The organism is Novosphingobium sp. (assembly GCF_040079535.1).
Lineage (GTDB): Bacteria > Pseudomonadota > Alphaproteobacteria > Sphingomonadales > Sphingomonadaceae > Novosphingobium.
The window spans coordinates 18,451-42,732 of record NZ_JBEBKB010000001.1 but is presented as its reverse complement, the minus strand read 5'-3'; the positions used below and the strand labels follow the sequence as shown (position 1 = coordinate 42,732).

22 protein-coding genes are annotated in these 24,282 nt (G+C 60.4%); 9 read left to right on the top strand and 13 right to left on the bottom strand.

The features are described 5' to 3' along the window. Positions 1 to 12 precede the first annotated feature (12 nt). On the bottom strand, positions 13 to 966 hold the full coding sequence (locus ABL914_RS00210; protein ID WP_391561125.1) for a L,D-transpeptidase family protein: 954 nt from the start codon (positions 964 to 966) through the stop codon (positions 13 to 15). Between the two features lie 186 nt (positions 967 to 1,152). Between ABL914_RS00210 and ABL914_RS00205 the strand changes: the two genes are divergently transcribed. Together ABL914_RS00205 and ABL914_RS00200 are read left to right on the top strand one after the other, a co-directional pair. Continuing rightward, complete coding sequence (locus ABL914_RS00205; RefSeq protein ID WP_391561124.1) at positions 1,153 to 2,220, top strand: hypothetical protein; 1,068 nt, start codon at positions 1,153 to 1,155, stop codon at positions 2,218 to 2,220. A 70-nt stretch (positions 2,221 to 2,290) separates the two neighbouring features. Continuing rightward, positions 2,291 to 3,472 carry a VWA domain-containing protein gene (locus tag ABL914_RS00200; protein ID WP_391561123.1) on the top strand — a complete coding sequence of 394 codons (1,182 nt, stop codon included), beginning with the start codon at positions 2,291 to 2,293 and terminating at the stop codon, positions 3,470 to 3,472. Here ABL914_RS00200 and ABL914_RS00195 read toward each other — a convergent pair. The 5 genes from ABL914_RS00195 to ABL914_RS00175 all read right to left on the bottom strand — a co-directional run bounded on the left by ABL914_RS00195 (position 3,469) and on the right by ABL914_RS00175 (position 8,405). Continuing rightward, positions 3,469 to 4,332, bottom strand: a complete 864-nt coding sequence (locus tag ABL914_RS00195) for a class I SAM-dependent methyltransferase (protein ID WP_391561122.1) — start codon at positions 4,330 to 4,332, stop codon at positions 3,469 to 3,471. The genes ABL914_RS00200 and ABL914_RS00195 overlap by 4 nt on opposite strands. 81 nt (positions 4,333 to 4,413) lie before the next feature. Beyond that, positions 4,414 to 5,427, bottom strand: a complete 1,014-nt coding sequence (locus ABL914_RS00190; RefSeq protein WP_391561121.1) for an aspartyl/asparaginyl beta-hydroxylase domain-containing protein — start codon at positions 5,425 to 5,427, stop codon at positions 4,414 to 4,416. 2 nt (positions 5,428 to 5,429) lie between these two features. Then, a complete protein-coding gene (locus ABL914_RS00185; protein ID WP_391561120.1) occupies positions 5,430 to 6,677 on the bottom strand; it encodes a spinster family MFS transporter in 1,248 nt (415 codons plus the stop codon). A gap of 67 nt (positions 6,678 to 6,744) precedes the next feature. Then, positions 6,745 to 7,941, bottom strand: coding sequence for an exo-beta-N-acetylmuramidase NamZ domain-containing protein (locus ABL914_RS00180; RefSeq protein ID WP_391561119.1), 1,197 nt, complete (start codon positions 7,939 to 7,941; stop codon positions 6,745 to 6,747). After that, on the bottom strand, positions 7,938 to 8,405 hold the full coding sequence (locus tag ABL914_RS00175; protein WP_391561118.1) for a DOMON-like domain-containing protein: 468 nt from the start codon (positions 8,403 to 8,405) through the stop codon (positions 7,938 to 7,940). The genes ABL914_RS00180 and ABL914_RS00175 overlap by 4 nt, the downstream gene beginning before the upstream one ends. 119 nt (positions 8,406 to 8,524) lie before the next feature. Between ABL914_RS00175 and tyrS the strand changes: the two genes are divergently transcribed. The 5 genes from tyrS (at position 8,525) to ABL914_RS00150 (ending at position 13,497) form a co-directional block, all read left to right on the top strand. Beyond that, entirely contained in the window at positions 8,525 to 9,754 is a 1,230-nt protein-coding gene (gene tyrS / locus ABL914_RS00170) for a tyrosine--tRNA ligase (protein WP_391561117.1), read from the top strand. 104 nt (positions 9,755 to 9,858) lie between these two features. Further along, the gene (locus tag ABL914_RS00165; protein WP_391561116.1) at positions 9,859 to 10,197 is read left to right on the top strand and encodes a PilZ domain-containing protein; all 339 of its coding nucleotides are present in this window, start codon (positions 9,859 to 9,861) and stop codon (positions 10,195 to 10,197) included. A 69-nt stretch (positions 10,198 to 10,266) separates the two neighbouring features. After that, complete coding sequence (locus ABL914_RS00160) at positions 10,267 to 11,532, top strand: MFS transporter (protein WP_391561115.1); 1,266 nt, start codon at positions 10,267 to 10,269, stop codon at positions 11,530 to 11,532. Beyond that, the gene (cysK, locus tag ABL914_RS00155) at positions 11,529 to 12,446 is read left to right on the top strand and encodes a cysteine synthase A (protein WP_391561114.1); all 918 of its coding nucleotides are present in this window, start codon (positions 11,529 to 11,531) and stop codon (positions 12,444 to 12,446) included. The genes ABL914_RS00160 and cysK overlap by 4 nt, the downstream gene beginning before the upstream one ends. Before the next feature lie 172 nt (positions 12,447 to 12,618). Then, entirely contained in the window at positions 12,619 to 13,497 is an 879-nt protein-coding gene (locus ABL914_RS00150) for an OmpA family protein (RefSeq protein ID WP_391561113.1), read from the top strand. A gap of 45 nt (positions 13,498 to 13,542) precedes the next feature. On the opposite strand, the gene ABL914_RS00145 is transcribed toward ABL914_RS00150, so the two are convergent. The 4 genes from ABL914_RS00145 to ABL914_RS00130 form a co-directional block, all read right to left on the bottom strand. After that, entirely contained in the window at positions 13,543 to 15,345 is a 1,803-nt protein-coding gene (locus ABL914_RS00145; protein ID WP_391561112.1) for an acyl-CoA dehydrogenase C-terminal domain-containing protein, read from the bottom strand. Positions 15,346 to 15,370: 25 nt separating this feature from the next. Beyond that, positions 15,371 to 15,820, bottom strand: a complete 450-nt coding sequence (locus ABL914_RS00140) for a MerR family DNA-binding transcriptional regulator (RefSeq protein WP_391561111.1) — start codon at positions 15,818 to 15,820, stop codon at positions 15,371 to 15,373. Between the two features lie 37 nt (positions 15,821 to 15,857). Further along, the gene (hisI, locus tag ABL914_RS00135; protein ID WP_391561110.1) at positions 15,858 to 16,232 is read right to left on the bottom strand and encodes a phosphoribosyl-AMP cyclohydrolase; all 375 of its coding nucleotides are present in this window, start codon (positions 16,230 to 16,232) and stop codon (positions 15,858 to 15,860) included. A 251-nt stretch (positions 16,233 to 16,483) separates the two neighbouring features. Further along, the gene (locus ABL914_RS00130; protein ID WP_391561109.1) at positions 16,484 to 17,227 is read right to left on the bottom strand and encodes a ComF family protein; all 744 of its coding nucleotides are present in this window, start codon (positions 17,225 to 17,227) and stop codon (positions 16,484 to 16,486) included. 53 nt (positions 17,228 to 17,280) lie between these two features. Between ABL914_RS00130 and ABL914_RS00125 the strand changes: the two genes are divergently transcribed. Next, positions 17,281 to 18,039 (top strand): methyltransferase, encoded by a 759-nt coding sequence (locus ABL914_RS00125; protein ID WP_391561108.1) that lies wholly within the window; start codon positions 17,281 to 17,283, stop codon positions 18,037 to 18,039. Here ABL914_RS00125 and ppdK read toward each other — a convergent pair. From ppdK to ABL914_RS00110, 3 genes are read right to left on the bottom strand one after another with little or no spacing between them, the layout of a single operon-like run. Then, the gene (ppdK, locus tag ABL914_RS00120; protein WP_391561107.1) at positions 18,036 to 20,699 is read right to left on the bottom strand and encodes a pyruvate, phosphate dikinase; all 2,664 of its coding nucleotides are present in this window, start codon (positions 20,697 to 20,699) and stop codon (positions 18,036 to 18,038) included. The genes ABL914_RS00125 and ppdK overlap by 4 nt on opposite strands. Positions 20,700 to 20,755: 56 nt before the next feature. After that, a complete protein-coding gene (gene glyS / locus ABL914_RS00115) occupies positions 20,756 to 22,975 on the bottom strand; it encodes a glycine--tRNA ligase subunit beta (protein WP_391561106.1) in 2,220 nt (739 codons plus the stop codon). After that, positions 22,942 to 23,829 carry a glycine--tRNA ligase subunit alpha gene (locus ABL914_RS00110; RefSeq protein WP_391561105.1) on the bottom strand — a complete coding sequence of 296 codons (888 nt, stop codon included), beginning with the start codon at positions 23,827 to 23,829 and terminating at the stop codon, positions 22,942 to 22,944. The genes glyS and ABL914_RS00110 overlap by 34 nt, the downstream gene beginning before the upstream one ends. Before the next feature lie 174 nt (positions 23,830 to 24,003). Between ABL914_RS00110 and ABL914_RS00105 the strand changes: the two genes are divergently transcribed. Continuing rightward, positions 24,004 to 24,282, top strand: coding sequence for a UrcA family protein (locus tag ABL914_RS00105; protein WP_391561104.1), 279 nt, complete (start codon positions 24,004 to 24,006; stop codon positions 24,280 to 24,282).

Here is a 24,282-nt window from a genome sequence, read left to right as displayed (position 1 = left end):
CCCGGCCTGATTCTAGCTTACATTGAAGCAGGCCCCGCCGCGTTGCTTCAGCGATGTGCAAAAAGAGTGCGCGCCGGGTGCTGTTGCGCGCAACCGATAGACTTTGCGTGATCCAACCACGGCCGGGATCACGGCCTTTTGGTATCGTGCCAGTTCCGGGTGGACGGCGATCATCCGGATCCACATCGCATTGGCTTCATCAGGCGTTGCGGCGGCGGCAAGCTGGATCGTCTGGCCGCCTGCTGCAAGCTGGACCGGATCCAGCGGCAGGGCTTCGATCCTGGGCTGGGCCGCAGCAGGCGCTTTGGTCAATTGCGTTTCTTGCGGCTGCGGCGCGCCCAGAACCGGCAGGTGCGGCATCGGGGTATTAAGCGCCAGGGTTCGCGCCTGGCCATTTGAAGTCAGCCTATCGTTGGTGATAACAACCGTCGTCGCACTAGCCCGGGTCAAGACAAACAGCGCGCGCGCAAACGCATGCGGCAGGCGCACGCAGCCGTGCGATGCGGGATAGCCTGGCAGCCGACCGGCATGGATCGCAATACCGCTCCAGGTCAGGCGCTGCATGTATGGCATTGGCGCGTTGCTATACAGGTTCGATCGGTGGCGAACCGCCTTCTGCAGGATCGGAAACACGCCCGCCGGGGTTGCATGGCCGCGCTTGCCGGTCGAAACCGGAGAGACTGCCCACGGCTGCCCGTTTTTGAACACGAACATCTGCTGGCTGTGCTTGCTGATCACGATCAGCACCCCCGATCGCAGCACATCGGATACAGCAGGGGGCAACACCACGGCCGGCGTGGCTGGACGTTTGACCAGCGCTGCCGGCGCTGCGGCCTTGGCGGCAGGAATAGCAGTGCTGCCCAAGCCAAGCCAGCCCGGTACCAGCAGCAACGCAAGCGCCGCCAATGCCAGCACCGCAAACAGCGCGCTGGCCAGATGGATCATGGTTATTTTCGGCTTAACCATGGCAACGGCTTAACCGCTCCGCAGCCGCGCTCAACCGATTTGTTTGGGCGGGCCGTTCCGAATTCGGACGGTTTCATTCTGCATTGCCGCCAGCCTGCAGAATGGCGCAACTTGCTCAACTGCTGACAGGATGTCATGATGATTGAATGGCTTGCCGCATCAGCACGCCCAACAGGAGCCCGGTCTATGAGCCTTCGCGCTGCAGTATTGTTGATCGCAGCAGCTGTGCTGCCGGCCACGCCAGCACTCTGCGCTTCGCCGCAGTCGCTGGGGACCCAAAGCGGGAAGCCCTTCCTGCATGCTTCAAGCGGGTTAGCAATCCCCGACAATGTCGATGGCTTTGAACGCGGCCGCGCATCGGATTATGGAACCAGCCAATCCGACGTAAGCTTCATGTTCCACGATGATTCAACCAAATCGACCAGCACTGTCTATATCTACCGCGCCGGCATCCCGAACGTTTCAATCTGGACAGAGCGGGCAGACGCCGCGATCCATTTGTCTGCTGCAGAACATTACGGAACGCTCGATGAAGCTGGCCGGCAATGGGCCCGGTTTTCGCCATGGTCCAACAGCCCAGACAGCGCGCTGCGGATCGTCTATCCCGTCAGCGGCAAAACCACCAGCGCCACTGGCCTGATCATTGCCCAGCACGGTGCCTGGCTGATCAAGATCCGGATCACTTCTTCTGTGCTTACTGCAGCGCAATTGGACAAGCGGCTTGGCAGTTTCTTTGCAGAACTGAACCTGCCCGCGCCAAAGGACGCCAGCGCGCTCGCTTATGCCATTCAGGCCTGCGCAGATGCGTTGCCCGGGAAAAAGGCCAAGCTGGTTCAATCTGGAAACGGCGATGAAATCATGGCGGGGGCATTGGCCAATTCCATAGTTTTGGAAGTCGCCGATACCCAACCCACTTCCACAGGCGCCAGGCCCGTAATTTATTGCCGTGATGCGGCCAGCCAGGCAGCCTACAGCGTTTTTCGTAGCGGCGGATCGCGCGAAGCCTATTTGATTGCAGCCGGTGATGGCGGCGCAACATTGATGATTGGCCCCGATGCCGGTGCACGGATGCTCAATCCAAAAAGCGGCGCCTATTCGGTGACCTTGCTGACCACCGATCGCCAGTTTGGATTTGTGCCCTATCAGTCAATGCCGGCACCGCGGCAGACCATGGACGAGCTTGGCAGCGCCCGCCCAACCTATATCCGCTCGCGTATTCCAGGCCAGCAGAAGGAAATTCAGATCGTGATGTAATTGGCCAAGGCCGCTTGCCCTTGGCCGCGCTTGCCTTTAATCACGCGATTAAGACAGGGAGCCGCGCCGCGTGTTTTTCAATTTTATCGACGAATTGCGCGCTGCCGGGATCAAGGCCAGCTTCAAAGAGCATCTGGTGCTGCTTGAGGCGCTTGACCGGCAAGTGATCGAGCAAACGCCCGAGCAATTCTATTTCCTCAGCCGGGCAATCTTTGTGAAAGACGAAGGCCTGCTCGATCGGTTCGATCAGGTTTTCAACAAGGTATTCAAGGGCATTCTGACCAATTATGGCCAGAACCCGGTCGATATCCCCGATGACTGGCTGAAGGCTGTGGCCGAAAAATTCCTGACGCCCGAAGAAATGGCCGCGATCGAAAAGCTGGGATCGTGGGACGAAATCATGGAAACGCTGAAAAAGCGGATCGAGGAACAGGAAAAGCGCCACCAGGGCGGCAACAAATGGGTCGGCACCGGGGGCACCAGTCCTTATGGTAATTCGGGTTACAATCCTGAAGGGGTGCGGATCGGCGGTGAAAGCAAGCACAAACGCGCGCTAAAGGTCTGGGAAAAGCGCGAGTTCCAGAACCTTGATAACACCCGCGAGCTGGGCACCCGCAACATCAAGATCGCCCTGCGCCGGCTGCGCCGCTTTGCGCGGGAGGGCAACCCGGACGAGCTCGACATCGAAGGCACAATCGATGGCACCGCGCGGCAGGGCTGGCTGGATATCCGGATGCGGGCCGAGCGCCGCAATGCTGTGAAAGTGCTGCTGTTTCTAGACGTTGGCGGATCGATGGATCCGTTCATCAAGCTGGTTGAAGAGCTGTTCAGCGCGGCCAGCACCGAATTCAAGAACCTTGAGTTCTTCTATTTCCACAACTGCCTTTATGAAGGCGTTTGGAAAGACAACAAGCGCCGCTTTAGCGAACGCACCCCGGTGTGGGACATCCTCCACAAATATGGTCACGATTACAAAGTGATCTTCGTCGGCGATGCCGCGATGAGCCCCTATGAAATAACCCACCCGGGCGGTTCGGTTGAGCATTTCAACGAGGAATCGGGGCAAGTCTGGATGCAGCGGGTTTCGCACATTTATCCAGCCACGGTCTGGATCAATCCGGTCCCGGAAAAGCAATGGGGCTATTCGCAATCAACCAAGATCATCAAGGAGCTGGTGGGAGGATCAATGTTTCCACTCAGCCTTGGCGGGCTGGATGATGCCATGCGAGAGTTAACCCGCAAGAAGCATTAGGCAGGCTTTTGCGCCGCCAGATAGAACCAGTCACCCTGCCCGATCCACGGGCCTATCAACGCGGTCGGAGCGAATAGCGCAGCATAGGCCGCCCGCTTGGGGCTGCGCAGCAGCGTGGATAGCGCGCCAAAGGTATAGTCCAGCGGAATCCGGCGATGCGCCACCGGGCCGCAGCGGAACCCGGCCTTGGTCAACGAGGCGGCCAGCGTGCGAACCGAATACTGATAAAGGTGATAAGGCGGCTCTGGATGGGGCCAATAGTTCAGCCTGTTGGCCAGCGGGCGCGACAGCCGCGGAAATAGGCCGTCAATGTTCGGCGTAGAAAGCGCAAACCAGCCGCCCGGCTTCAGCAAGCGATAGGCCGCCGCCATGTCGCTAAGGGGATCGCGGACGTGTTCGATCACATCAAACTTCGTGATCAGATCTAGGCTGGCAGCAGCCAGGCTGGTATCATGGATCGATCCCGGTTCAACCGGCAAACCAAAATGATTGGCGGCGAAAGTGCGGCTGTCATCCGAAAATTCGGCGCCGGAAACATCATAGCCTGCCTGCCGGGCAAGGTTAAGGAACTGCCCGGTTGAGCAGCCAACATCAAGCAACCGGCCCTTCCCCGGCACCTGGGCCATAAACGCCAGATGCGCCTGTGCCGTGCGTGTGATTACAGCCCATTGCGTGCTGGCCGGGTCCTTCAGCGCAGCGTGATACCCCTCACTGCCCGAATAGATCCGAGCCAGTTCGGCATCGCTGGGCTGATTGGCGATATAGGCCAGACCGCAACCGGTGCACTCAACCAGATGATATCCCTTGACCGTAAAGACCGCCTGGTTGGCCGTTTCGCCGCAAAGATTGCATCCGCTCATGCCCCCAAGCTCTAGGGCCAATAGGGAAAATTTGGATTAACCAGCCTGCCCTTGGGGGGGCTGGCACAGTTTCGCTTGGCTCTAGCCATCGACGACCGCGAACAATGTCGCGATCTGGTGACGTTCCTCTTCGGACAATTCTGGCCGCCAGATATCAAAAATCAGCACCAGCCGGTCATGGTCACTGTTGTTCCAGGCTTCGTGCTCCACACTGTCATCGAACACCATCAGTTGGCCGACCCGCCATTGCCGGGTGGTTTCGCCTACCCGAAAGCCGCAATCATCCGGGACGATCAGCGGCAGATGGCAAACGAACCGGCAGTTGACCATACCGGTGTGCGCCGGGATCTTTGAATGTGCGCGAAGCAGCGAATACATTACTGACGGCGCGCGGGTGTTGATCCGGCACAGCGGCACCTGGGTGTTGATAGTCTCCCATGTTACCGGCGCGATTGCGGTACGCTGCGCGATTGGCTGGCCGCAATCGGTAAGATAGCAGGTGCTCCAATCCGGATTTTCCAGCAGCCCGTGAACATCGCCCTGCGGCCGATCGGTGGTCTGGCGCATATAGGGCAGGAAATTGACCGGATCAGCCATCAGCGCACGGCCTTCAGCCAGAATTACCTCGGTCTGTTGCTCAACCGCAGCGCGCCAGGCGTAATCGGCCGGATCAGCAAAATTGACCAACGGCAGGTCTGGATAAAAATAGCTTTGCGGCTTTTGCGGGAAGCGGCTTGTTTCACGGTCACGCGGCCGCGCTCCTTGCATGATATCGAGCGACTTCTGGAATTGGGGGTGACGGTGCGCAGGGCCAAGCCCGGCCTTTTCCAATCCTTCGTGCAGCATTTCGCCAAACCGGCCGCCCAGCCAGAGCGCAGCATCACGCGCGCGCAACAGTTCGCTGCGATCAATTTCCACGCCTGATCCGGCCAGCCGGCCAACCGCGCCGTAGAAGGCTGCGGCAGCCCGATAATCGGCGGCCAGCATCCGGTGGTCAGCCTTGGCCAAGGTCGCGAGGATATCATCACGCCGCGCCAGCATCCGCGTATCGGCATCGGCTTCGCTGATCGAAGGATCGGGGCGATCAATGGGCACTTTTAATGCTTGTCGAGTTCGGCATGGAGGTGCGGGCGCGCGATCCAGAACAGGACAGCAGGGATCAGGCCCAGCAGCGCTGCGCCGTAAAGCACATAGCGGACTGATTCGGATCCGTATTCCGGCTTTAGCCAGTCGGACAGTATCCCAAAGAACAGCGGCCCAAGCCCCAACCCGATCAGATTCTGCCCGAACAGCAACAGCGCGCTGGCCATCGCGCGCTGATGAAGTGGCACCAGCCCCTGCACCGATGAGTAAACCGGGCCATAGTAGAATGCGTTGAAAATTGACGGCAGCAACAACAGCGCCACAGCAATCCGCCAATCACTCTGCACGAAAGCAAGGATCGCCAAAGGCACTGCCAAAACCATTCCAATCGCCGGGGCCGTTACCACATGGCGCCGATCAACACTGCCAAAGCGATTGGCCAGCCAGCCGCCCAGCCAGGTTCCGAATACGGCGGCAATGCCGCTCGCGGTCCCATGCCACAGGCCGACCTCGCCCGGCGAAAGCTGATGGGTACGTTGGAAGAAGATCGTGACCCAGGTCGCCTTGCCATACGCCAGGAAAGGACAGAACGATGCGGCAAAAAGCAGCAACACATAGGCCTTGAGCTTCATCAGTTCCCTGATCGAAATCCAGATTTGCCTGATCGATGCCCACATTGCTGAGCGAACGGATTGCGCGTGCTGTTCTGGCGCTACTATGCGCTCCGGACGGTCTTCATCCCGAATCAGAATCCAGGCTACAAACGCCAGCAGAATTCCGGGCAGCCCAACGACGAGAAAAGCATTGCGCCAACCGACCGTATCGGCCAGTTGCCCGCCGATCAAACTGCCCAGCAGCGTGCCAATCGGAATACCCATGGCATAAAATGCCATCGCGCCAGGGCGCTTTTCGGGCGAAACCTTGTCTGCAATCAGCGAGTGCGCCGCCGGGGTGCAGCCAGCCTCGCCCACGCCAACCCCGATCCGCGCCAGCAACAATTGCACGAAGTTCTGCGCCATTCCGCATAGCGCGGTCATCACTGACCATGTGGCCAAGGCTACAGCGATCAGTTTGCCCCGATTAGACGCTGGCTTATCGGCATAGCGCGCCAGCGGCAGACCAAGAATCGTGTAAAGCAACGCAAAGGCAAGTCCGGTCATCAGGCCCAGTTGGGTGTCAGAAAGCTTCAGGTCACGGGCGATCGGCTCGGCCAGGATGTTGACGATCTGGCGATCAAGGAAGTTGAAAATGTAGACGATCAACAAAACCCATAACAGCGTTCGCGTCGATCCTTGGTAATCCCTCAGTCGCTGCATGGTGACGGTCCGATCAATAGAGCCGCAAGGCGCGAGTAGCATCAAGCCAGGCCGCTTCATCGGCACCGGCCAGGGCTTCAAGATCATCGGGTAAAGCCGCCGGATCATCAACCCATTGGCGCAAGGCCGGGCCGCCATTGATCACATCGATCGCCAGCCGATCAAACTCATATTCATAGGGAAAATCGCGCCACAGATCGTAGTCCGGATAAAGCCGCCGGATCGCCTTGAAAGCCAGCGCCTGCAGCCGCCAGGGGCGGAACGCGTGGTGATCGTAAAAGCTGCCCTCGGCGTGGATCATCAGGCCATTGCACAGTTGCCCGGCGTGCTTGTGGAAAGTTGGCGTGTACCAGCAATCGCGCAGCGCGCAGCTGGCCAGCCACTGCGGCGCGAACCGGCGCATTTCGGCAAGCACGGCCTTGGCATCCAGATCGGGCGCACCAAACAGCACTTCCAGTGGCCGTGTCGTCCCCCGCCCCTCGCTCAGGTTGGCACCCTCCAGCATGACTGTGCCGGCATAGGCGCGGGCCATATTGACGTTTGCTGCGTTGGGACTGGGGTTGATCCATACCCGGTCTTCAGGCCAGCCATAGCCCGGGCCATCTGGTTCCCAACCTTCCATCGCGATCACACGGTAGTTCACATCAAGCTTGAAATGGTCAATGAACCAGTGGCCCATTTCGCCCAGAGTAAGCCCATGGCGCATCGGCATCGGCCCGGCGCCAACGAAACTTTCCTGCCCTGCCAGCAAAGTGGTTCCCTCAACCGGTCGGCCAGCCGGGTTGGGCCGATCCAGCACCCACACTTCCTTGCCGGTGCCATTCGCGGCCTCCAGCAAGTATAGCAGCGTGGTGACGAAGGTGTAGATCCGGCAGCCCAGATCCTGCAGATCAAACAGGAACACGTCGGCCGTGCTCATCATCTGCCCGCTGGGGCGGCGGACTTCGCCGTAAAGGCTGAACACCGGGATGTTGTAGATGGGATCGAGCTCGTCCTCGGTCTCCACCATGTTGTCTTGCTTGTCGCCCTTCAGGCCATGCTGCGGACCAAACGCTGATGTGATGTTCAGCCCCGCCGCGATCAGCGCGTCGAGCGAATGGGTAAGGTTCGCGGTCACACTGGCTGGGTGCGCCACCAGTGCGATGCGCTTGCCTTCAAGCGGCTTTCTGAGTGCTGGGTCCGCCAATAGGCGATCGATGCCGAATTTCATGGATCGCTGGGTGCCGGAAGTGTCGCGGCGAAGCAAGTGGGGTGATGGAAATCGGGGCTAGGCCCTGCGTGCCGCAACGACCAATAAGACAGACCAAATTCGCGTTCCTCGATCACCGCGCAAATGCCGATTGGATCGCCGCTTTCGAGATCGTCGAGTGAGACTCTGACCCGAACCGAAAGTCCAACCGGCGTGACCTTGCTCTCAATCAAAGGTTCTGAATGCATCAAAAGGTCATGCTGGCCAGTACGATATCCGGAAAAACCATAGGCCGCCCAATCACCGCCGGGCGAGAAGTTGAATTCACGGTAGGATGCACTGTCTGGCTTGCCGACAAAGAGTTCGAAGCAGCTGGCCTTCCACAAGCCGTCACGCCGCATTCCGGTTCCACGCGGGATCGCCAGAACGCCTACAGGGTCCGCTACTTCGTAGTTCAACTCGATCAAATCGGGACGCAGGCGCATTAGCCCGAAGCTGACTCCCATAATCTTCCAGGCGCCGGCGGCTGGGTGGCTATACATCTCTTGCATTTCCAAACCCCGCAACTCCGTGCTAGGCGCGCCCCGAAAATCAGAAGGCAGCCATGACTTACACCTCAACCCTGCTCCGCCTGCTCGATGAACGCGGCTACATCCATCAGCTTACCGATGCCGAAGGGCTCGACAAGCTTGCTAACACGCAGGTCGTCCCCGGCTATATCGGGTTCGATGCTACTGCGCCATCGCTGCATGTCGGATCACTGGTGCAGATCATGCTGCTGCGCCGCCTGCAACAGGCGGGGCACAAACCTGTTGTGCTGATGGGCGGCGGAACCACCCGGATCGGCGATCCCACCGGGCGCGATGAAAGCCGCAAGATGTTGAGCGACGAAGCGATCGACGCCAACATCGCCTCGATCCGCACGGTGTTCGAACGCTACCTCACCTTTGGCGATGGGCCGACCGACGCGGTGATGGTCAACAATCACGATTGGCTGGGCCAGCTGGGCTATATCCAGCTGCTGCAGGAAGTGGGCACGCATTTCACGATCAACCGGATGCTGACCTTCGATTCGGTCAAGTTGCGGCTTGATCGCGAGCAGCCGATGACCTTCCTCGAATTCAACTACATGATCCTTCAAGGTTATGATTTCCGGCACCTGGCCAAGAACGATGGCGTGCGCCTGCAAATGGGCGGCAGCGATCAGTGGGGCAACATCATCAATGGGATTGAGCTGACCCGCCGGATGGATGGACAGGAAGTTTTTGGTGTCACCACGCCGCTGCTGACCACCGCCGATGGCGCCAAGATGGGCAAGACCGCGGCCGGCGCCGTGTGGCTAAACGAAGAAGCCCTGCCGGCTTATGATTTCTGGCAATACTGGCGCAACGCGGATGACCGCGACGTTGGCAAGTTCCTGCGGTTGTTCACCGACCTGCCGCTGGATGAGATCAACCGGCTCGAGGCGCTGGAAGGCAGCGAAATCAATTCGGCAAAAGTTGTGCTGGCCAATGAAATAACCCGGATGTGCCGCGGCAGTGCTGCCGCCAATCAGGCCGAAGCCACAGCTGCGGCAACCTTTGCTGGCGGCGGAGTGGGCGATGCACTGCCCGAATCTATCCTGCCGCGAGAAGGCATAGCGCTGGTCGATGCGCTGGTCGAATTGGGCTTTGCGACCAGCCGGGGTGAGGCAAAACGCCTTATCACAGGCGGCGGAGCGCGGGTTGATGGCGAATCTGTGAAAGATGAGGCCTTCCGGATTAACTATCAGGAAACCAGCGAAGTTCGTGTTTCTTCTGGGAAAAAGAAGCACGGTGTACTTAGACCGGCCTGATTTTGCCTGCCGACTGGCAGCTTTTTTCAGGTTTTTACCCAATCTTTGCCTTTGTCCTCCATTTTGACCCTCGTTGTGATTTTATCCGGGAGGCGACGAACAGCATGGGCGCAGGAGCTCAACTGACGGTAACCGATCTGCGCCGAGCGGCGCGGCACCCGGTGGACCACAAGGTAATCGGCGAACACCGCCGGTTGGGCGATGTGCATCTGCACGTCGTAAACATTTCCGCGCACGGTTTCATGACTGACGGTGCACTGGAATTGACCCGCGGCGAACGCGTGGTGATCCGTTTGCCCGAAGTGGGCCGGATCGAAGCGCATCTGATCTGGGCCAGCGAAGGCCGTGCAGGATTTCAGTTCGAACGGATCGTCAGGTTTGACGATTTCATGCGGATGATCGATGCGCTGCAACCCAACCCGCGGCTGCGCAAATCCCGCTAAAGCCAGGGTATCCACCCCAATAGCATCTGACCGCTTGGCAAGCGCGCGCCGCGCTGCCATTCCGGCTGGGTGAATGCGCCCACTCATCCCTTGCAAGTCCGTGACTATCGCCTGATCTGGCTGGCGCGGTTCATCAACACTGCGGCGACCACCGCGATGGTCGTGGTAATCGGCGCGCAAACATATCAGATCAGCCGCACGCAATATGGGATGAGCGAGGCCGAGGCTTCGTTCATGCTGGGCTTGCTGGGCCTGGTGCAATTTGTGCCCTTCCTGATCCTGACCCCGCTGGCCGGCATTTTGGCCGATCGGATGGATCGGCGCTATGTCGCCGCGGCCTCTTGCGCAGTGGATCTGCTGATTGCGTTGATTCTGGCGGTGGCCAATGCCCAGGCTGTGCTGACCTTGCCAATGCTGTTCGTGCTGGCGGCTGGATATGGTGCGGCACGGGTGTTCATGGGCCCGGCGATGAGCGCGATCACGCCAAACGTTGTTCCGCCTGATTTGCTTCCAAAGGCAATCGCAACTTCTTCGGTTGCCTGGCAATCGGCAGCGGTGATTGGGCCTGCGCTGGGCGGGTTCCTGCTCGGCGCGGACAAGGCCTTGCCCTATGCGTTTTCCGCCGCGCTGCTGGCTTTGGGAGTAGTAGCGCTGTTGGCGATCCGGCACCGTGCCCCGCCCGCAGCGGCAAAAGAGCCGCCGCTCAAGCTGATCGCCGATGGCGCCAAATTCGTGTGGCACGAACGCTTTTTGCTGGGCTGCGTATCGCTTGATCTGTTCGCAGTGCTGCTGGGCGGAGCAACCGCGATGCTGCCAGCCTTTGCCTATGACGTGCTGCACGTTGGCGACGAAGGCCTGGGTCTGCTGCGCGCTGCCCCGGCGCTGGGCGCGGTGGTGGTGGCAACCTGGCTGGGGTTCCGGCCAATCGTGCGCAATGTGGGTGCCAAGATGCTATGGGCGGTGGCCGTGTTTGGACTTGCCACAATGGTTTTCGGCCTATCGACCAATTATCTGCTCTCGCTCTCGATGCTTTCGCTGCTTGGCGGTGCTGATTCAATTTCGGTGTTCATCCGCAATACGCTGGTTCAGCTTAACACTCCCGACGAAATGCGCGGGCGGGTCTCATCGATTTCCGGACTGGCAATTTCGGCGTCCAACGAATTGGGCGAGATGCAATCGGGTCTTGCCGCCGCGCTGCTTGGGCCGGTTGGAGCGGTTGCGTTGGGCGGTGCAGGAGCTATTCTGGTCACCGCGGTATGGGCTGTTAAATTCCCTGAACTCCTCCGGGCGAAAACGTTCGCCCCGCAATATCGAAATAAGGAACCTGCTTCATGAAGGCTGACAGCATCCTTGCCACTATCGGCAACACCCCGCACATCCGGCTTTCGCGGCTGTTTCCCGATCATGAGGTTTGGATAAAGGCTGAACGCGCCAATCCCGGTGGTTCGATCAAGGATCGGATTGGCCTGGCGATGATCGAAGCCGCCGAGGCCGATGGCAGCCTGAAGCCCGGCGGGGTGATTATTGAGCCAACCAGCGGAAACACCGGCATCGGTCTGGCCATGGCCGCTGCGGTCAAGGGCTATAAGCTGGTTTTGGTGATGCCGGATTCCATGTCGATCGAACGCCGCCGGTTAATGCTGGCCTATGGCGCTGCGTTCGATCTGACCCCGCGTGAAAAGGGCATGAAAGGCGCGATCGAACGCGCGCATGAATTGGTCCAGGCCACGCCGGGCGCGTGGATGCCGCAGCAGTTTGAAAACCCGGCGAACATTGCCGTGCATGTCCGCACCACCGCGCAAGAAATCTATGCCGATTTCAAGGACACCCCAATTGATGCCCTGATCACCGGGGTTGGCACCGGCGGGCACCTGACCGGCTGCGCCGAGGCGCTCAAAGCCAAATGGCCGGCGATGAAGGCCTGGGCGGTTGAGCCTACGCTTTCGCCCGTAATCTCTGGCGGGCAGCCCGCCCCGCACCCGATCCAGGGGATCGGTGCAGGCTTTATCCCAGCCAATCTTCACACCCAGGCAATCGATGGGGCGATCCAGGTGGATCCGGCCGACGCCAAGGAAATGGCCCGGCTGTGCGCAACCCGTGAAGGCATGCTGGTGGGGATCAGTTCGGGGGCAACGCTGGCCGCGATCAAGCAGAAGCTTGCTGAATTGTCCGCTGGCAGCCGGGTCCTGGGCTTCAATTACGATACCGGCGAACGGTATCTTTCGGTGCCAGACTTCCTGCCCGAGTGAGTGCTGCTGGGCAACCTGGATACCCGAATTGCGCCGATGCCCGTTCGGTTCACCGCGCGGTGCGCCCCTTTTAGCCGCACAATCGGTGATATTTGCGATTCTGTTCATCTGGGAGCAAGGTTTGCAAGACAACGCGAATTTGACCCCGGGGGCGGTGTTAAGGAGTAATTGAATGCGTGTCGTATCCAATCGGGCCGGAGCCCTTGTCTTGCTAGCCGCGCTGTCGATGCCGGCTTCAACCAGCCTGCTGGCGCAGGACCAGGCGCCCGAAGCGCCCAAAGCCGAACTGACAGTATATGGCACAGCGGCTCCAAACCTTGCCGGCCTGCCCGCCGGCCCTGAAATCAAGGGTGTGATTACCGCGCGTACGGGTGACAAGATCAAGGTCACTTCACCCGATGGCACCGTTACCATCATCGGACTTGCGCCCAGCACCAAGATCAAGGCCAGTGGCGGCTTCCTTGGCGGCGGGGCCAAGTTGACGCCCGATGCGCTGCTCAACGGTCTGCCGGTTACCGTGAAGACCGTGAAGGCCGACGATGGCCTTTATGCCAGCCAGGTCAGCTTCAAGAATGGCGATTACAAGACCGCACTGATGATCCGCAATGGCACCGCGCAGCAATTTGACGAACAGTCTGCCGCCACCGAGGCTCTGCGCGGCCGGATGGGCGATATCGATCAGTACAATATCAAGGGCACCACCAACGTCTATTTCGATACCGGCTCCACCGTGCTTTCGGGCCAGGCCAAGGAAGAACTGTGCGCCGCTGCCAGCCAGGCCGAAGGCTTGAACAACGCGTTCATTCTGGTGGTGGGCTACACCGATTCCGTCGGCAGCGAGGATTACAACCAGGTGCTGAGCGAAAAGCGCGCAGGCCGGGTGATCAACTACCTCCAGCAGGTTTGCCGCTGGAAGCCGTTCCGGATGCTGACCCCAACCGGCATGGCAGAATCCGATCCTCTGGCGGATAACACGACAGCAGAAGGCCGCGCGCAAAATCGCCGGGTTTCGGTAAACATCCTGGTCAGCAAGGCGCTCGACGGAATGTAGGATACTGTTGGGGGGAGCGGCAGCTCCCCCCACGGCCCGGTTTGATCAGGCCGTCGCAAAGGCCTCTATCGGCAAGGCCATCACCGCGTCCGAACCTGCCTCCAACTTGCGGCGCAGCGCCCCGGCATCGGGGGTAAAACGCTCACCATAATAGCGCGCCGTGGTCAGCTTTGCTTCGTAAAAGGCTTTATCATCACTGCCAGCGGCCAGCTTGGCCACTGCCACTTCACCCATCCTGAGCCACATCAGCCCCAGGCTGACAATCCCCATCATGTGCATGTAATGGTGTGCGCCTGCTCCTACATGGTTGGGATTGGTCATGCCGTTTTGCATGAACCACATCGTCGCGGCCTTAAGCTCGGCATTGGCCTTTTCGACCTGCCCCGCCAGCTTTTCCAGCTCTGGCTTGCTTTTGGCTTCGGCGCATTCGCGGTCTACCAGCGCAAACAGCGCCTGAACTGCGCGGCCGCCATTCTGGGCAAGCTTGCGGCCAACCAGATCCATCGCCTGAACCCCGTTTGCGCCTTCATAGATCTGGGTGATCCGGCAATCGCGGACGAATTGGCTCATCCCCCATTCCTCGATAAAGCCGTGCCCGCCAAACACCTGCTGCATATTGACGCAGGTATCAAAGCCCTTGTCGGTGCCGTATCCCTTGATCACCGGGGTCAGCAGGCTGATCAGATCATCGGCCATCTGGCGGTCTTCCTCGCTGGCGGCCTTGTGGACCAGATCGACCTGCAGCGCGCCCCACAGGCAAAACGCCCGCATCCCTTCGGTAAAGGCCTTGGCATCCATCAGCATCCGGCGGATGTCAGGGTGGACGAACAGCGTGTCGGCCTTTTCGGCAGGCTCAGCCGCGCCGGTCAACGCCCGGCCCTGGCGGCGCTCTGCTGCGTATTTGACAGCGTTCTGATAGGCAGCCTCGGCCTGGCTCAGACCTTGAATGCCAACCCCAAGCCGTGCGGCGTTCATCATGATGAACATGGCCGCCAGACCCTTGTTCTCCTCGCCAACCAGATAGCCGGTGGCGCCATCATAATTCATCACGCAAGTGGAATTGGCATGGATGCCCATCTTGTGTTCGATGCTGCCGCATGAAACGGCATTACGCGCGCCCAGCGATCCATCATCGTTCACCATCACCTTGGGCACGATAAACAGCGAAATGCCCTTGGTGCTATCGGGCGCATCGGGGGTTTTGGCCAGCACCAGATGGATGATGTTTTCAGTCAGATCATGCTCACCCGCTGAAATGAATATCTTGGTGCCGGTAATCGCAAAAGACCCATCGGCGTGGGGAACGGCGCGGGTGCGCAGCAATCCCAGATCGGTTCCGCAATGCGGCTCGGTCAGGTTCATGGTGCCAAGCCATTCGTTGGCAATCATCTTGGGCAGGTACTTGGCCTGCTGCTGCGCACTGCCCTTGGTCAGGATCGAGGCGATCGCGCCGCCAGTAAGCCCCGGGTACATCCCCCAGGCCTGGTTGGCCGAGGAAATGAACTCCTCTGCCATCATCCCCAGTACATGCGGCATGCCCTGCCCGCCGAACTCTTCAGGGGCGGAAAGCGTGCCCCACCCGGCCTCGCGAAACTGGGCGTGCGCCTGCTTGAAGCCCTTGGGTGTGGAGACGCTGCCATCAGGATGGCGCGTGCAACCTTCCTGATCGCCCGACTGGTTCAGCGGAGCGAGAACTTCAGACGTAAACTTGCCGCATTCTTCCACCACCGCGTCAATCATATCGGCACTGGCATTCTCAAAACCGGGCAAGTTGCCATAGCTTTCCAGATTGAGAACTTCGTTGATAACAAACCGGGTATCGCGTGAAGGGGCTTTGTAGATCGGCATGGGTCTGGTCCTGTGCTTTTGGCGATCAGCCGGTATGGGTCGGAAGGTCGATGTTTTCGACAAGCGCAATAAATTGGCTCAATTCGGCTAGCGCCGCTTCGATATCTTCGCGCTGCTGGTGCAGGCGTTCAACCTTTTCGCGGCAACGCTGGATCGTGACCCGGCGCTGTTCCACCCGGCCATCGCCCAGATCATACAGATCAATCATCTCGCGGATTTCGACCAGCGAAAAACCAACGTTCTTGGCGCGCAGTATCCAGGCGAGACGGGCCCGATCACGTTTGGAATAGACCCGGTTCAAACCAACCCGGTTGGGGGCAATCAGGCCTTCGTCCTCGTAGAACCGCAATGCGCGCGCGGTTACTCCGAATTCGCTGGTCAGATCCGATATCGCATAATGATCGCGCTCCAGCGCATCGGGCGTATCGATATGCGCGCCATCGTGGGCGGCTGTCGTGGCAGCAAGGCTTTCCATAGCCCGGATGCTTACCTTACCTTTACGTAAGCGTCAATCAACTGGCCCGAACAAGCGCGCCGCCTTCAAGCCGCCTGTAAAAGCAGCTGCGTGCCCCCGTGTGGCAGGCCGGCCCCGCCGGATCGACCAGCAACACCAAAGCATCCTGATCGCAATCGACCCGCATTTCCTTGATCCTGAGCACGTGACCCGAAGTTTCGCCCTTCATCCACAGCTTGCCGCGTGACCGCGAGTGGAAATGGGCCAGTCCGGTCTCGATCGTCCGATCAAGCGCCGCTGCATCCATCCAGGCAACCATCAGCACCTCCAGGCTGGTCGCATCGATTGCGACGGCACAGAGCAAGCCCTGCGCATCAAACTTGGGCACGAAGGCACTGCCCTGCTCAACCTGCTGATTGTCGATTCCGTTCATGATCCCACTTGTTGCAAGATAACCACATGTGTCGACCAAAAACTTGGCTGCGAACGCTTCGCGCTTCCATTGGCCGGGGCAATCGGGGAATTAGACATCGCGGAAATGCAGAGGCTCAGGTTCAGGGACCGCAAACCGCATGAGGGATCGGACGAGATGGCCCAAAGGGGGAGCCATCAAATCGCGAAAGCGGCGTCTGGAAAGTTTCGTCACGAGGGCGCCCGGAACTTCGGTTCCGGGCGTTTTCGTTTTCAGACGTGATCCAGCGCTTCATCCAGGACCCTGGCGAAACAGGTAATCATCACCTTTCGCACGCCGGCCCGCCACAATACCGAAAGGCAGGCGTCGGTGGTTGCACCGCTGGTCAGAACGTCATCTACCAGCAGCACCTGCGCACCTTTCAGCCGTGCCTCCCAGCCTTTACCAGTCGCAAACGCGCCCGAAAGGGCCTTCGCTCGCGCGCTGCGCCCCAGGCCGCCCAGCATCGGGGTGCGTTTGCGCCGGACAAGCGCATCAATCCCCACTTCCACCCCGCGAAGCCCAGCCAGTTCGCGGGCCAGCAGTGCAGATTGGTTGAACCCCCGGCCCCACAATCGCCAGCGGTGCAGCGGCACCGGCACGGCCAGCCAATCCGGCCCGATTTCTTCTGGCAACTGCGCCGCCATCAACCGTGCGAGCATCGGGGCAAGCGCGATCCGGTGCCCGTGCTTCAATGCCAGAACCAGCTTGCGCGAGGCATCGTTGTACAGCGTGGCCGCCGCGATCCCGGCGTGTCTGGGCGGATTGGCCATGCAGGGTGCGCAGATTGATCCAGCTGATTGCGCAGCATCCAGCGGACGGCGGCAGCTGACGCAACTGGGTTCGCCCGGAATGGCCAGCTCGCTCCAGCAAGCGGAACACAGCCCGGTCTGCGCCGCCAGCCCATCGCCGCACAGCGGACAGCGCGGCGGAAAGACCAGATCAACGACTGGCGCAATGAGTGGATGGACCTGCATGGCCGCGCCGGTATCGCTTGCAAGCGCATCAGAGGCAAGGCAGGGCTTGGCCGGTGAGAGCCGCTGCCCCACCTGTAATCTTTTCGCCCGCCCGCCGCATGGCGGCGCGACGGCGGTTTCGCGCCGCTAAAAAGACTGAAAATTCCCCCCACTATCTGATCGACGATATGGTTGCGGACATCATCGATCGGCTTGGATTTCTGCGAGTCACGCCGCTTCGGGCACTAGTAGTAGGTGACTGGACTTACGAATTGGGCAACTGGCTCGAAGCTCAAGGAGCCGAAGTTTTTCGCACAGATCACTATGCCGTCTTCGACGAGTTATCGCTCGATCAGGAACAGCCCCTTCCATTCGCGCCATTTGATTTCATTGCCAGCTTGGGCACGCTTGATACTGCAAACGACTTGCCCGGCGCGCTGATCCATATTCGCAATGCCTTGACACCCGGGGGCTTGGCCATGGCCAGCTTTGTCGGCGCTGGCTCGCTTCAAGGCCTGCGCGAAGCAATGCTAGCCGCCGATGGAGATCGCCCGGCCCCGCGGCTCCACCCTGCGGTTGACGTCCGGGCCGGCGGGCAATTGCTCCAGCGCGCGGGTTGGGCCGATCCGGTTGTGGACAGCCGATCGTTAGCGGTGCGGTTCTCAAGCCTGGACAGCCTGGTGGCTGATCTGCGCGCGCAGGGCCTCAGCAATTGCTTAGCGAGGCATGGCCCTGCGCTGACCCGCCAGCAACGGCGGATCGCCAGCGAAGCCTTTGGCTACAGCACGACAGAGACTTTCGAGATCCTGACTCTGACCGGCTGGAAGCGTTAGCCCAGCGCCGCTTGCGCCGCCGCCAACCGGGCAATGGGCACCCGGTATGGGCTGGCGCTGACATAGTCCAGGCCCACCTTTTCGCAGAACGCGATGCTTGCGGGATCACCGCCATGTTCGCCGCAGATCCCAAGCTTGATATCGGGCCGGGTTTTGCGGCCGCGCTCTGCCGCCATTTCAACCAGTTGGCCAACCCCTTCGATATCCAGTGAAACAAATGGATCGCGCGGGAAAATGCCCTGCTCAACATACGGCCCCAGGAACCGCGCCGCATCATCGCGCGATACGCCCAGCGTCGTCTGGGTAAGATCGTTGGTGCCAAAGCTGAAAAATTCGCCCGCTTCGGCGATCTCTGCGGCCATCAGCGCCGCGCGCGGCAGTTCGATCATGGTGCCGACATGATAGGCAACCTGCGTGCCCTTTTCGGCAAACACGGCCGCAGCCGTGCGATCAACCAGCGCCTTCAGGATCACCAGTTCCTTGGCTGTGGCAACCAGCGGGATCATCACCTCGGGTACCGGAGCCTCGCCGCCGCCAGCTGCGACATCACAGGCCGCCTCAAAGATTGCGCGGGCCTGCATTTCGTAGATCTCGGGGAACGTGATCCCCAATCGGCAGCCGCGGTGCCCCAGCATCGGGTTGAATTCATGCAATTCTGCCGCCCGGCGCTTCAGCGTATCAACCCCGATCCCGATCGTATCGGACAGTTCTTCAAATTCGGCATCGGCATGCGGCAGGAATTCATGGAGCGGCGGATCGAGCAACCGGATCGTAACCGGCAAGCCGGCCATAACCTCGAAGATTGAGCGGAAATCAGCCCGCTGTTCGGGCAGCAACTTGGCCAGCGCAGCCCGGCGGTTGGTTTCATCCTCGGCCAGGATCATCTGGCGAACCGACGCAATCCGGCTGGCATCGAAAAACATGTGCTCGGTGCGGCATAGCCCCACCCCTTCGGCGCCAAATTGCCGGGCAATGCGGCAATCGGCCGGGGTTTCGGCATTGGTGCGCACCTTCATCCGGCGGTGCTGATCGGCCCAGCCCATCAAGATCCCAAAATCACCGACCAGTTCGGGTTCGATCGTCGGCACAAGGCCCAGCATCACTTCACCGGTAGAGCCATCCAGCGTAATCAGATCGCCTTCCTTCAACTGGCGATTGCCGATCTTGAGCGTGCGGCTGGCCAGATCGATTGAAACCGCCGATGCGCCTGAAACGCACGGGCGCCCCATTCCGCGCGCCACCACTGCCGCATGGCTGGTCATCCCGCCGCGTGCGGTCAGGATGCCTTTGGCGGCGTGCATGCCGTGGATGTCTTCGGGGCTGGTTTCCAACCGGACCAGGATCACCGCATCACCGCGATCGGCCAGGTTTTGGGCGCTATCGGAATCCAGCACAATTGCGCCTGATGCCGCGCCGGGGCTGGCCGGCAACCCCTTGCCCAGCACATCGCGCACCGCAGCAGGATCAAGCGTGGGGTGAAGCAATTGATCGAGCGCCATCGGATCGATCCGCCCGATTGCGGCGCGTTCATCGATCAGTCCTTCGTGGACCATATCGACCGCCATCTTGAGCGCGGCCTTGGCAGTGCGCTTTCCGCTGCGGGTCTGCAACATCCACAGCTGCCCGCGCTCCACGGTGAATTCGATATCCTGCATATCGCGGTAATGCTTCTCAAGCAGTTCGAACACAGCGGCCAATTCGGCATAGGCGGCTGGCATTGCCTCTTCCATGCTCAGCGGCTTGGCCCCGGCCCGTGTCCGGCTGGCTTTGGTAAGGTATTGCGGTGTTCGGATTCCGGCTACCACGTCCTCACCCTGCGCGTTGACCAGCCATTCCCCGTAATAGGCCTTTTCGCCAGTCGCCGGATCGCGGGTAAAGGCAACCCCGGTGGCCGAAGTATCGCCCATGTTGCCAAACACCATCGCCTGCACGTTGACCGCGGTGCCCCAATCGCCCGAAATATCGTTGATCCGGCGATATACTTTGGCCCGGTCTGAATCCCAGCTATCGAACACCGCGCGCACTGCGCCCCACAGCTGTTCGTGAACGTCCTGCGGAAACGGTCGGCCCAGTTCGGCCTCAACGATGGTGTTGTATTGCCCAACCAGCGCCTGCCAATCCTCAGCCTGCATCTCAACATCGGCATAATAGCCGCTGTCTTCCTTGGCTATTTCAAGCACGTCTTCGAACAGGTGGTGATCCAGCCCCAGCACCACATCCGAATACATCTGGATGAAGCGGCGATAGCTGTCCCAGGCGAAGCGGGCATCGCCCGATGATGTCGCCAGTCCCTCAACCGTAGAATCGTTTAGCCCCAGGTTGAGCACGGTATCCATCATCCCCGGCATCGAAACCCGCGCGCCAGAGCGGACCGAGACCAGCAGCGGATCGGCCGCATCGCCGAACTTCTTGCCAACGGTGGCTTCGATGTGCGCCAGCGCAGTGGCAACTTCGGCTTGAAGCGCGTCTGAAAACGCACCGCCCTCGGCCAGATAGCGCACGCATTCTTCGGTGGTAATGGTGAAGCCCGGCGGCACCGGCAGCCCGATCCCGGCCATTTCAGCCAGGTTGGCACCCTTGCCGCCGACAATCGTTTTGTCACGGCTGCGCGGGTCTTGGCTGCGCGCAGTGCCACCAAATGTGAATACGTATGAAGTCATGGAAAACCGCCAGTTTCACGCCAACCGACGATTCGCCTGCCGGTGTGCTTTGGCCCCTAGCCTTCGATCCTTGAGAAGTCAGCCACTTTGTGCACCGCAGCACGGAAACGCGCCAGCAAGCCCAACCGGAAGGCGCGTTTGGCCGGATCGGGATCGTTGACCATCACCGCCTCAAAGAACACATCGATCGGCCCGCGAAGGCTGGCGAGTGCGGCCATCGCGGCGGTGAAGTCCTCGCCAGCAATCGCAGCTTCCGCCTTGGGTTCCGCCGCATCAAGCGCCGCGATCAAGGCGGCCTCAGCCGGTTCAGGCGTGGAATTAACCGCGCCAGCCTCGAACTCTTCCTTCTTGAGGATATTCGCCGCGCGCTTGTAGGCTGCGAGCAGGTTGGTTCCGTCGTCGGTCCCGATGAACGCCTGAAGCGCATGGACCCGCGCGAGCAGGCGGACCAGATCGTCTTCTTCGACCAACACGGTGACTGCATCTACAATGTCGTGCCTGACGCCAGCATCGCGCTCCTGGACTTTGAGGCGATCAGCGAAGAAATCAACGATTTGGCGTTCTAGAGAATGAGCGGAGGTAGCCATCGCACGGTTGATAGTTTGGTTGGAAACTACACTGGCCAGCCGCAACTTCAGCTTGTTGGTGAGAACAGTTCGAATAGCGCCCAGCGTTGCACGGCGAAGGGCGAATGGATCCTTCGACCCAGTCGGCCTTTCATCGATAGCGAAAAATTCAATAATCGTATCCAGCTTATCCGCCAAACTCACCGCCACCGTCACTGGCGCGACCGGCACGATATCGCCCTGCCCGACCGGCTTGTAGTGATCGCGGATCGCGTCGGCTACGGCATCGGGCAGGCCTTCGGCGCGGGCGTAGTAGCCGCCCATCAGGCCTTGCAGTTCGGGGAATTCGCCGACCATTTCGGTGACGAGATCGGCCTTGCACAGCTGAGCGGCCAGTTCGGCCTGATCGGCGAGTTCCTGCGTCGTCACCCCCACTTCTTCCTGCGTCACCCCCGCTTCTTCCTTCGTCACCCCCGCGAAGGCGGGGGCCCAGTGTTGGTCCGCCCCTGGGTTCCCGCCTTCGCGGGAATGACGAGGGTCGGTTGCGGGGGAATGGCTTCCAACAATCCCCTCCTCAACCAGCCACCGCGCCAGCTTGGCCACGCGCTGGGCCTTGTCGGCAACAGTGCCCAACTTTTCATGGAAGGTGATCCGCGCCAGACCTTCGGCGTGCTGCGCCAGCGTCTTCTTGCGGTCCTGCTCCCAGAAAAACCGCGCATCGCTAAGCCGTGCGGCCAGCACCTTGCGGTTGCCATCGACGATTGCCGCGCCGCCATCGCTGGCGGCGATGTTGGCGGTGCACACGAAAGCATTGGCGAGCTTGCCGGCAGCATCATTGCACACGAAATACTTCTGGTTGGTCCGCGCGGTCAGCTGGATCACTTCGGGGGGCACATCGAGGAACGCTTCGTCAAACCGCCCCAGCAGCGGCACCGGCCATTCGGTCAGCCCGGCGTTTTCGATCACCAGGCCTTCGTCCTCAACCAGCTTGAGCCCGGCTGCGTCGGCGGCCTTGTGCGCCAGATCGCGGATCATGTCCTGCCGTTCTTCATGATCGACGACTACGTGGGCCTGATGCAGCCTTGAAAGATACTGATCGATACGCTCAATCACAACCTCGCCTTGCGCGTGGAAACGATGGCCTGCGGTGTTCCTTCCAGAGGCTATGCCGCCAATCCCGCATTCAATCACCGCGTCATCGAACAACGCGACGATCCCCGAAAGCGGCCGCACCCAGCGCAGGCTTTCGCTAGCCAACGATGCAGCGCCCCAGCGCTGGCTTTTGGGCCAGGGGAACGCCCGGACGATCGCCGGAATCGCTTCGGCCAGCACATCAGCCGTTGCCCGGCCGGGCTTTTCAGTAACCGCATAGAGCACCCCGCCCCGCTCTATCAGCTGGTCTTCGCCAAGCCCGGTCTTTCGCAAAAACCCTTCAAGCGCTTGCGGGGGCGCGCCAACCCGCGGGCCTTTCAGCTCCTCGCTTACCGCAGCGGTAACGGTTGGCAGGCCGCGCGCGATCAGCGTCAGCCGGCGCGGGGTGGACCAGACGGTGAGATCGCCCAGGGCAATGCCCGCAGCGTCCAGTTCCTTGCGCAACAGCTTTTCCAGATCGGCGCGCGCGCCGGCCTGCATCCGGGCTGGGATTTCTTCGCAGCGCAGCTCAAGCAGGAAATCGCTCACAGTACCCACTCCGGATAGTCCTTGGCCCATTGGTCCTTGTTCTTTTCAATCCAGGCCTGGGCCGATCCCTTGGCCAGATCGCGGACCCGGCCCATATAGCTGGCGCGTTCCTGAACCGAGATCACGCCGCGCGCTTGCAACAGGTTGAACAGGTGGCTGGCCTCGATTGCCTGATCATAGGCGGCCAGCGGAATATCGGCGGCGATGCAGCGCTGGCACTCTGCCTCAGCCTTGGCAAAGCCATCAAACAGGCTGCCCGTATCGGCAACCTCAAAGTTGTATTTGGAGAATTCCTGCTCGTTGGTCAGGAACACGTCGCCGTAAGAGACCCCGGCATCATTGAAGCGCAGGTCATAGACGTTGTCTACGCCCTGGATGTACATCGCCAGGCGTTCCAATCCATAGGTCAGCTCGCCTGCAACCGGCTTGCAATCGAACCCGCCCATTTGCTGGAAATAGGTGAACTGGGATACTTCCATCCCATCACACCACACTTCCCAGCCCAGCCCCCAGGCACCCAGCGTGGGGCTTTCCCAGTCATCCTCGACAAAGCGGATATCGTGCGCGAGCGGATCGACCCCTATTTCAAACAGGCTGGCGAGGTACAGTTCCTGCAGGTTTTCCGGGCTGGGCTTCATGATTACCTGGTACTGGTAATAGTGCTGCAAGCGGTTCGGATTTTCGCCGTATCTCCCATCGGTTGGCCGGCGGCTTGGCTGGACATAGGCCGCGTTCCACGGACATGGCCCCAGGCTGCGCAGCGTGGTGGCCGGATGAAACGTGCCCGCCCCAACCCGCATGTCATAGGGTTGGAGGATCAGGCAGCCCTGCTTGCTCCAGAAGCTGTGGAGCGTAAGGATCATGTCTTGAAAGGAAAGGCTCATGGCAGCGGCCTTTGGCCCACAAAGCCGCCGAAATCAACCGTTCTCAGGCATTGCTCACCGGCTGTGTCAGGTAGTGTTGACAGTGTCAGCGAATCACGACATATAGTCATGCATACCTGACATAAAGACAGGTACGCGAGACTCTACATCTCGGCAGATATCCGGAGAACCATGATGACAGCACGCGCCCTTAACTTCGCTTTGAGCCTGGCTTTTGCCACCGCATCGGCCGCAACCTTTGCCGCCGCCGCCAGCCTGGAGCCGGTCAGCCTGGCGGTGCCGGCATCAGACCTGGATCCCGGCGACCCGGCCGATCGGGCAAAATTCGAACTTCGGCTAAAGAACGCAGCCCGGTCGGCTTGCCAGACCGGGATCGACAGCCGCTGGGCCAAAGCCGAAGAGCAGCGCTGCCTTGAAGAAATCATCACTGGCAGCGCCAGCTGGGCCAACTGA

Excerpts from the sequence above, each read along its gene's own strand:
- ABL914_RS00210 (WP_391561125.1), bottom strand. The coding sequence starts at position 966 with ATGGTTAAGCCGAAAATAACCATGATCCATCTGGCCAGCGCGCTGTTT.
- ABL914_RS00205 (WP_391561124.1), top strand. The coding sequence starts at position 1,153 with ATGAGCCTTCGCGCTGCAGTATTGTTGATCGCAGCAGCTGTGCTGCCG.
- ABL914_RS00195 (WP_391561122.1), bottom strand. The coding sequence starts at position 4,332 with ATGAGCGGATGCAATCTTTGCGGCGAAACGGCCAACCAGGCGGTCTTT.
- ABL914_RS00180 (WP_391561119.1), bottom strand. The coding sequence starts at position 7,941 with ATGAAATTCGGCATCGATCGCCTATTGGCGGACCCAGCACTCAGAAAG.
- ABL914_RS00175 (WP_391561118.1), bottom strand. The coding sequence starts at position 8,405 with ATGCGCCTGCGTCCCGATTTGATCGAGTTGAACTACGAAGTAGCGGAC.
- tyrS (WP_391561117.1), top strand. The coding sequence starts at position 8,525 with ATGACTTACACCTCAACCCTGCTCCGCCTGCTCGATGAACGCGGCTAC.
- ABL914_RS00165 (WP_391561116.1), top strand. The coding sequence starts at position 9,859 with ATGGGCGCAGGAGCTCAACTGACGGTAACCGATCTGCGCCGAGCGGCG.
- cysK (WP_391561114.1), top strand. The coding sequence starts at position 11,529 with ATGAAGGCTGACAGCATCCTTGCCACTATCGGCAACACCCCGCACATC.
- ABL914_RS00150 (WP_391561113.1), top strand. The coding sequence starts at position 12,619 with ATGCGTGTCGTATCCAATCGGGCCGGAGCCCTTGTCTTGCTAGCCGCG.
- ABL914_RS00145 (WP_391561112.1), bottom strand. The coding sequence starts at position 15,345 with ATGCCGATCTACAAAGCCCCTTCACGCGATACCCGGTTTGTTATCAAC.
- ABL914_RS00140 (WP_391561111.1), bottom strand. The coding sequence starts at position 15,820 with ATGGAAAGCCTTGCTGCCACGACAGCCGCCCACGATGGCGCGCATATC.
- hisI (WP_391561110.1), bottom strand. The coding sequence starts at position 16,232 with ATGAACGGAATCGACAATCAGCAGGTTGAGCAGGGCAGTGCCTTCGTG.
- ABL914_RS00130 (WP_391561109.1), bottom strand. The coding sequence starts at position 17,227 with ATGCAGGTCCATCCACTCATTGCGCCAGTCGTTGATCTGGTCTTTCCG.
- ppdK (WP_391561107.1), bottom strand. The coding sequence starts at position 20,699 with ATGACTTCATACGTATTCACATTTGGTGGCACTGCGCGCAGCCAAGAC.
- glyS (WP_391561106.1), bottom strand. The coding sequence starts at position 22,975 with ATGGGCCAAGGACTATCCGGAGTGGGTACTGTGAGCGATTTCCTGCTT.
- ABL914_RS00110 (WP_391561105.1), bottom strand. The coding sequence starts at position 23,829 with ATGAGCCTTTCCTTTCAAGACATGATCCTTACGCTCCACAGCTTCTGG.
- ABL914_RS00105 (WP_391561104.1), top strand. The coding sequence starts at position 24,004 with ATGACAGCACGCGCCCTTAACTTCGCTTTGAGCCTGGCTTTTGCCACC.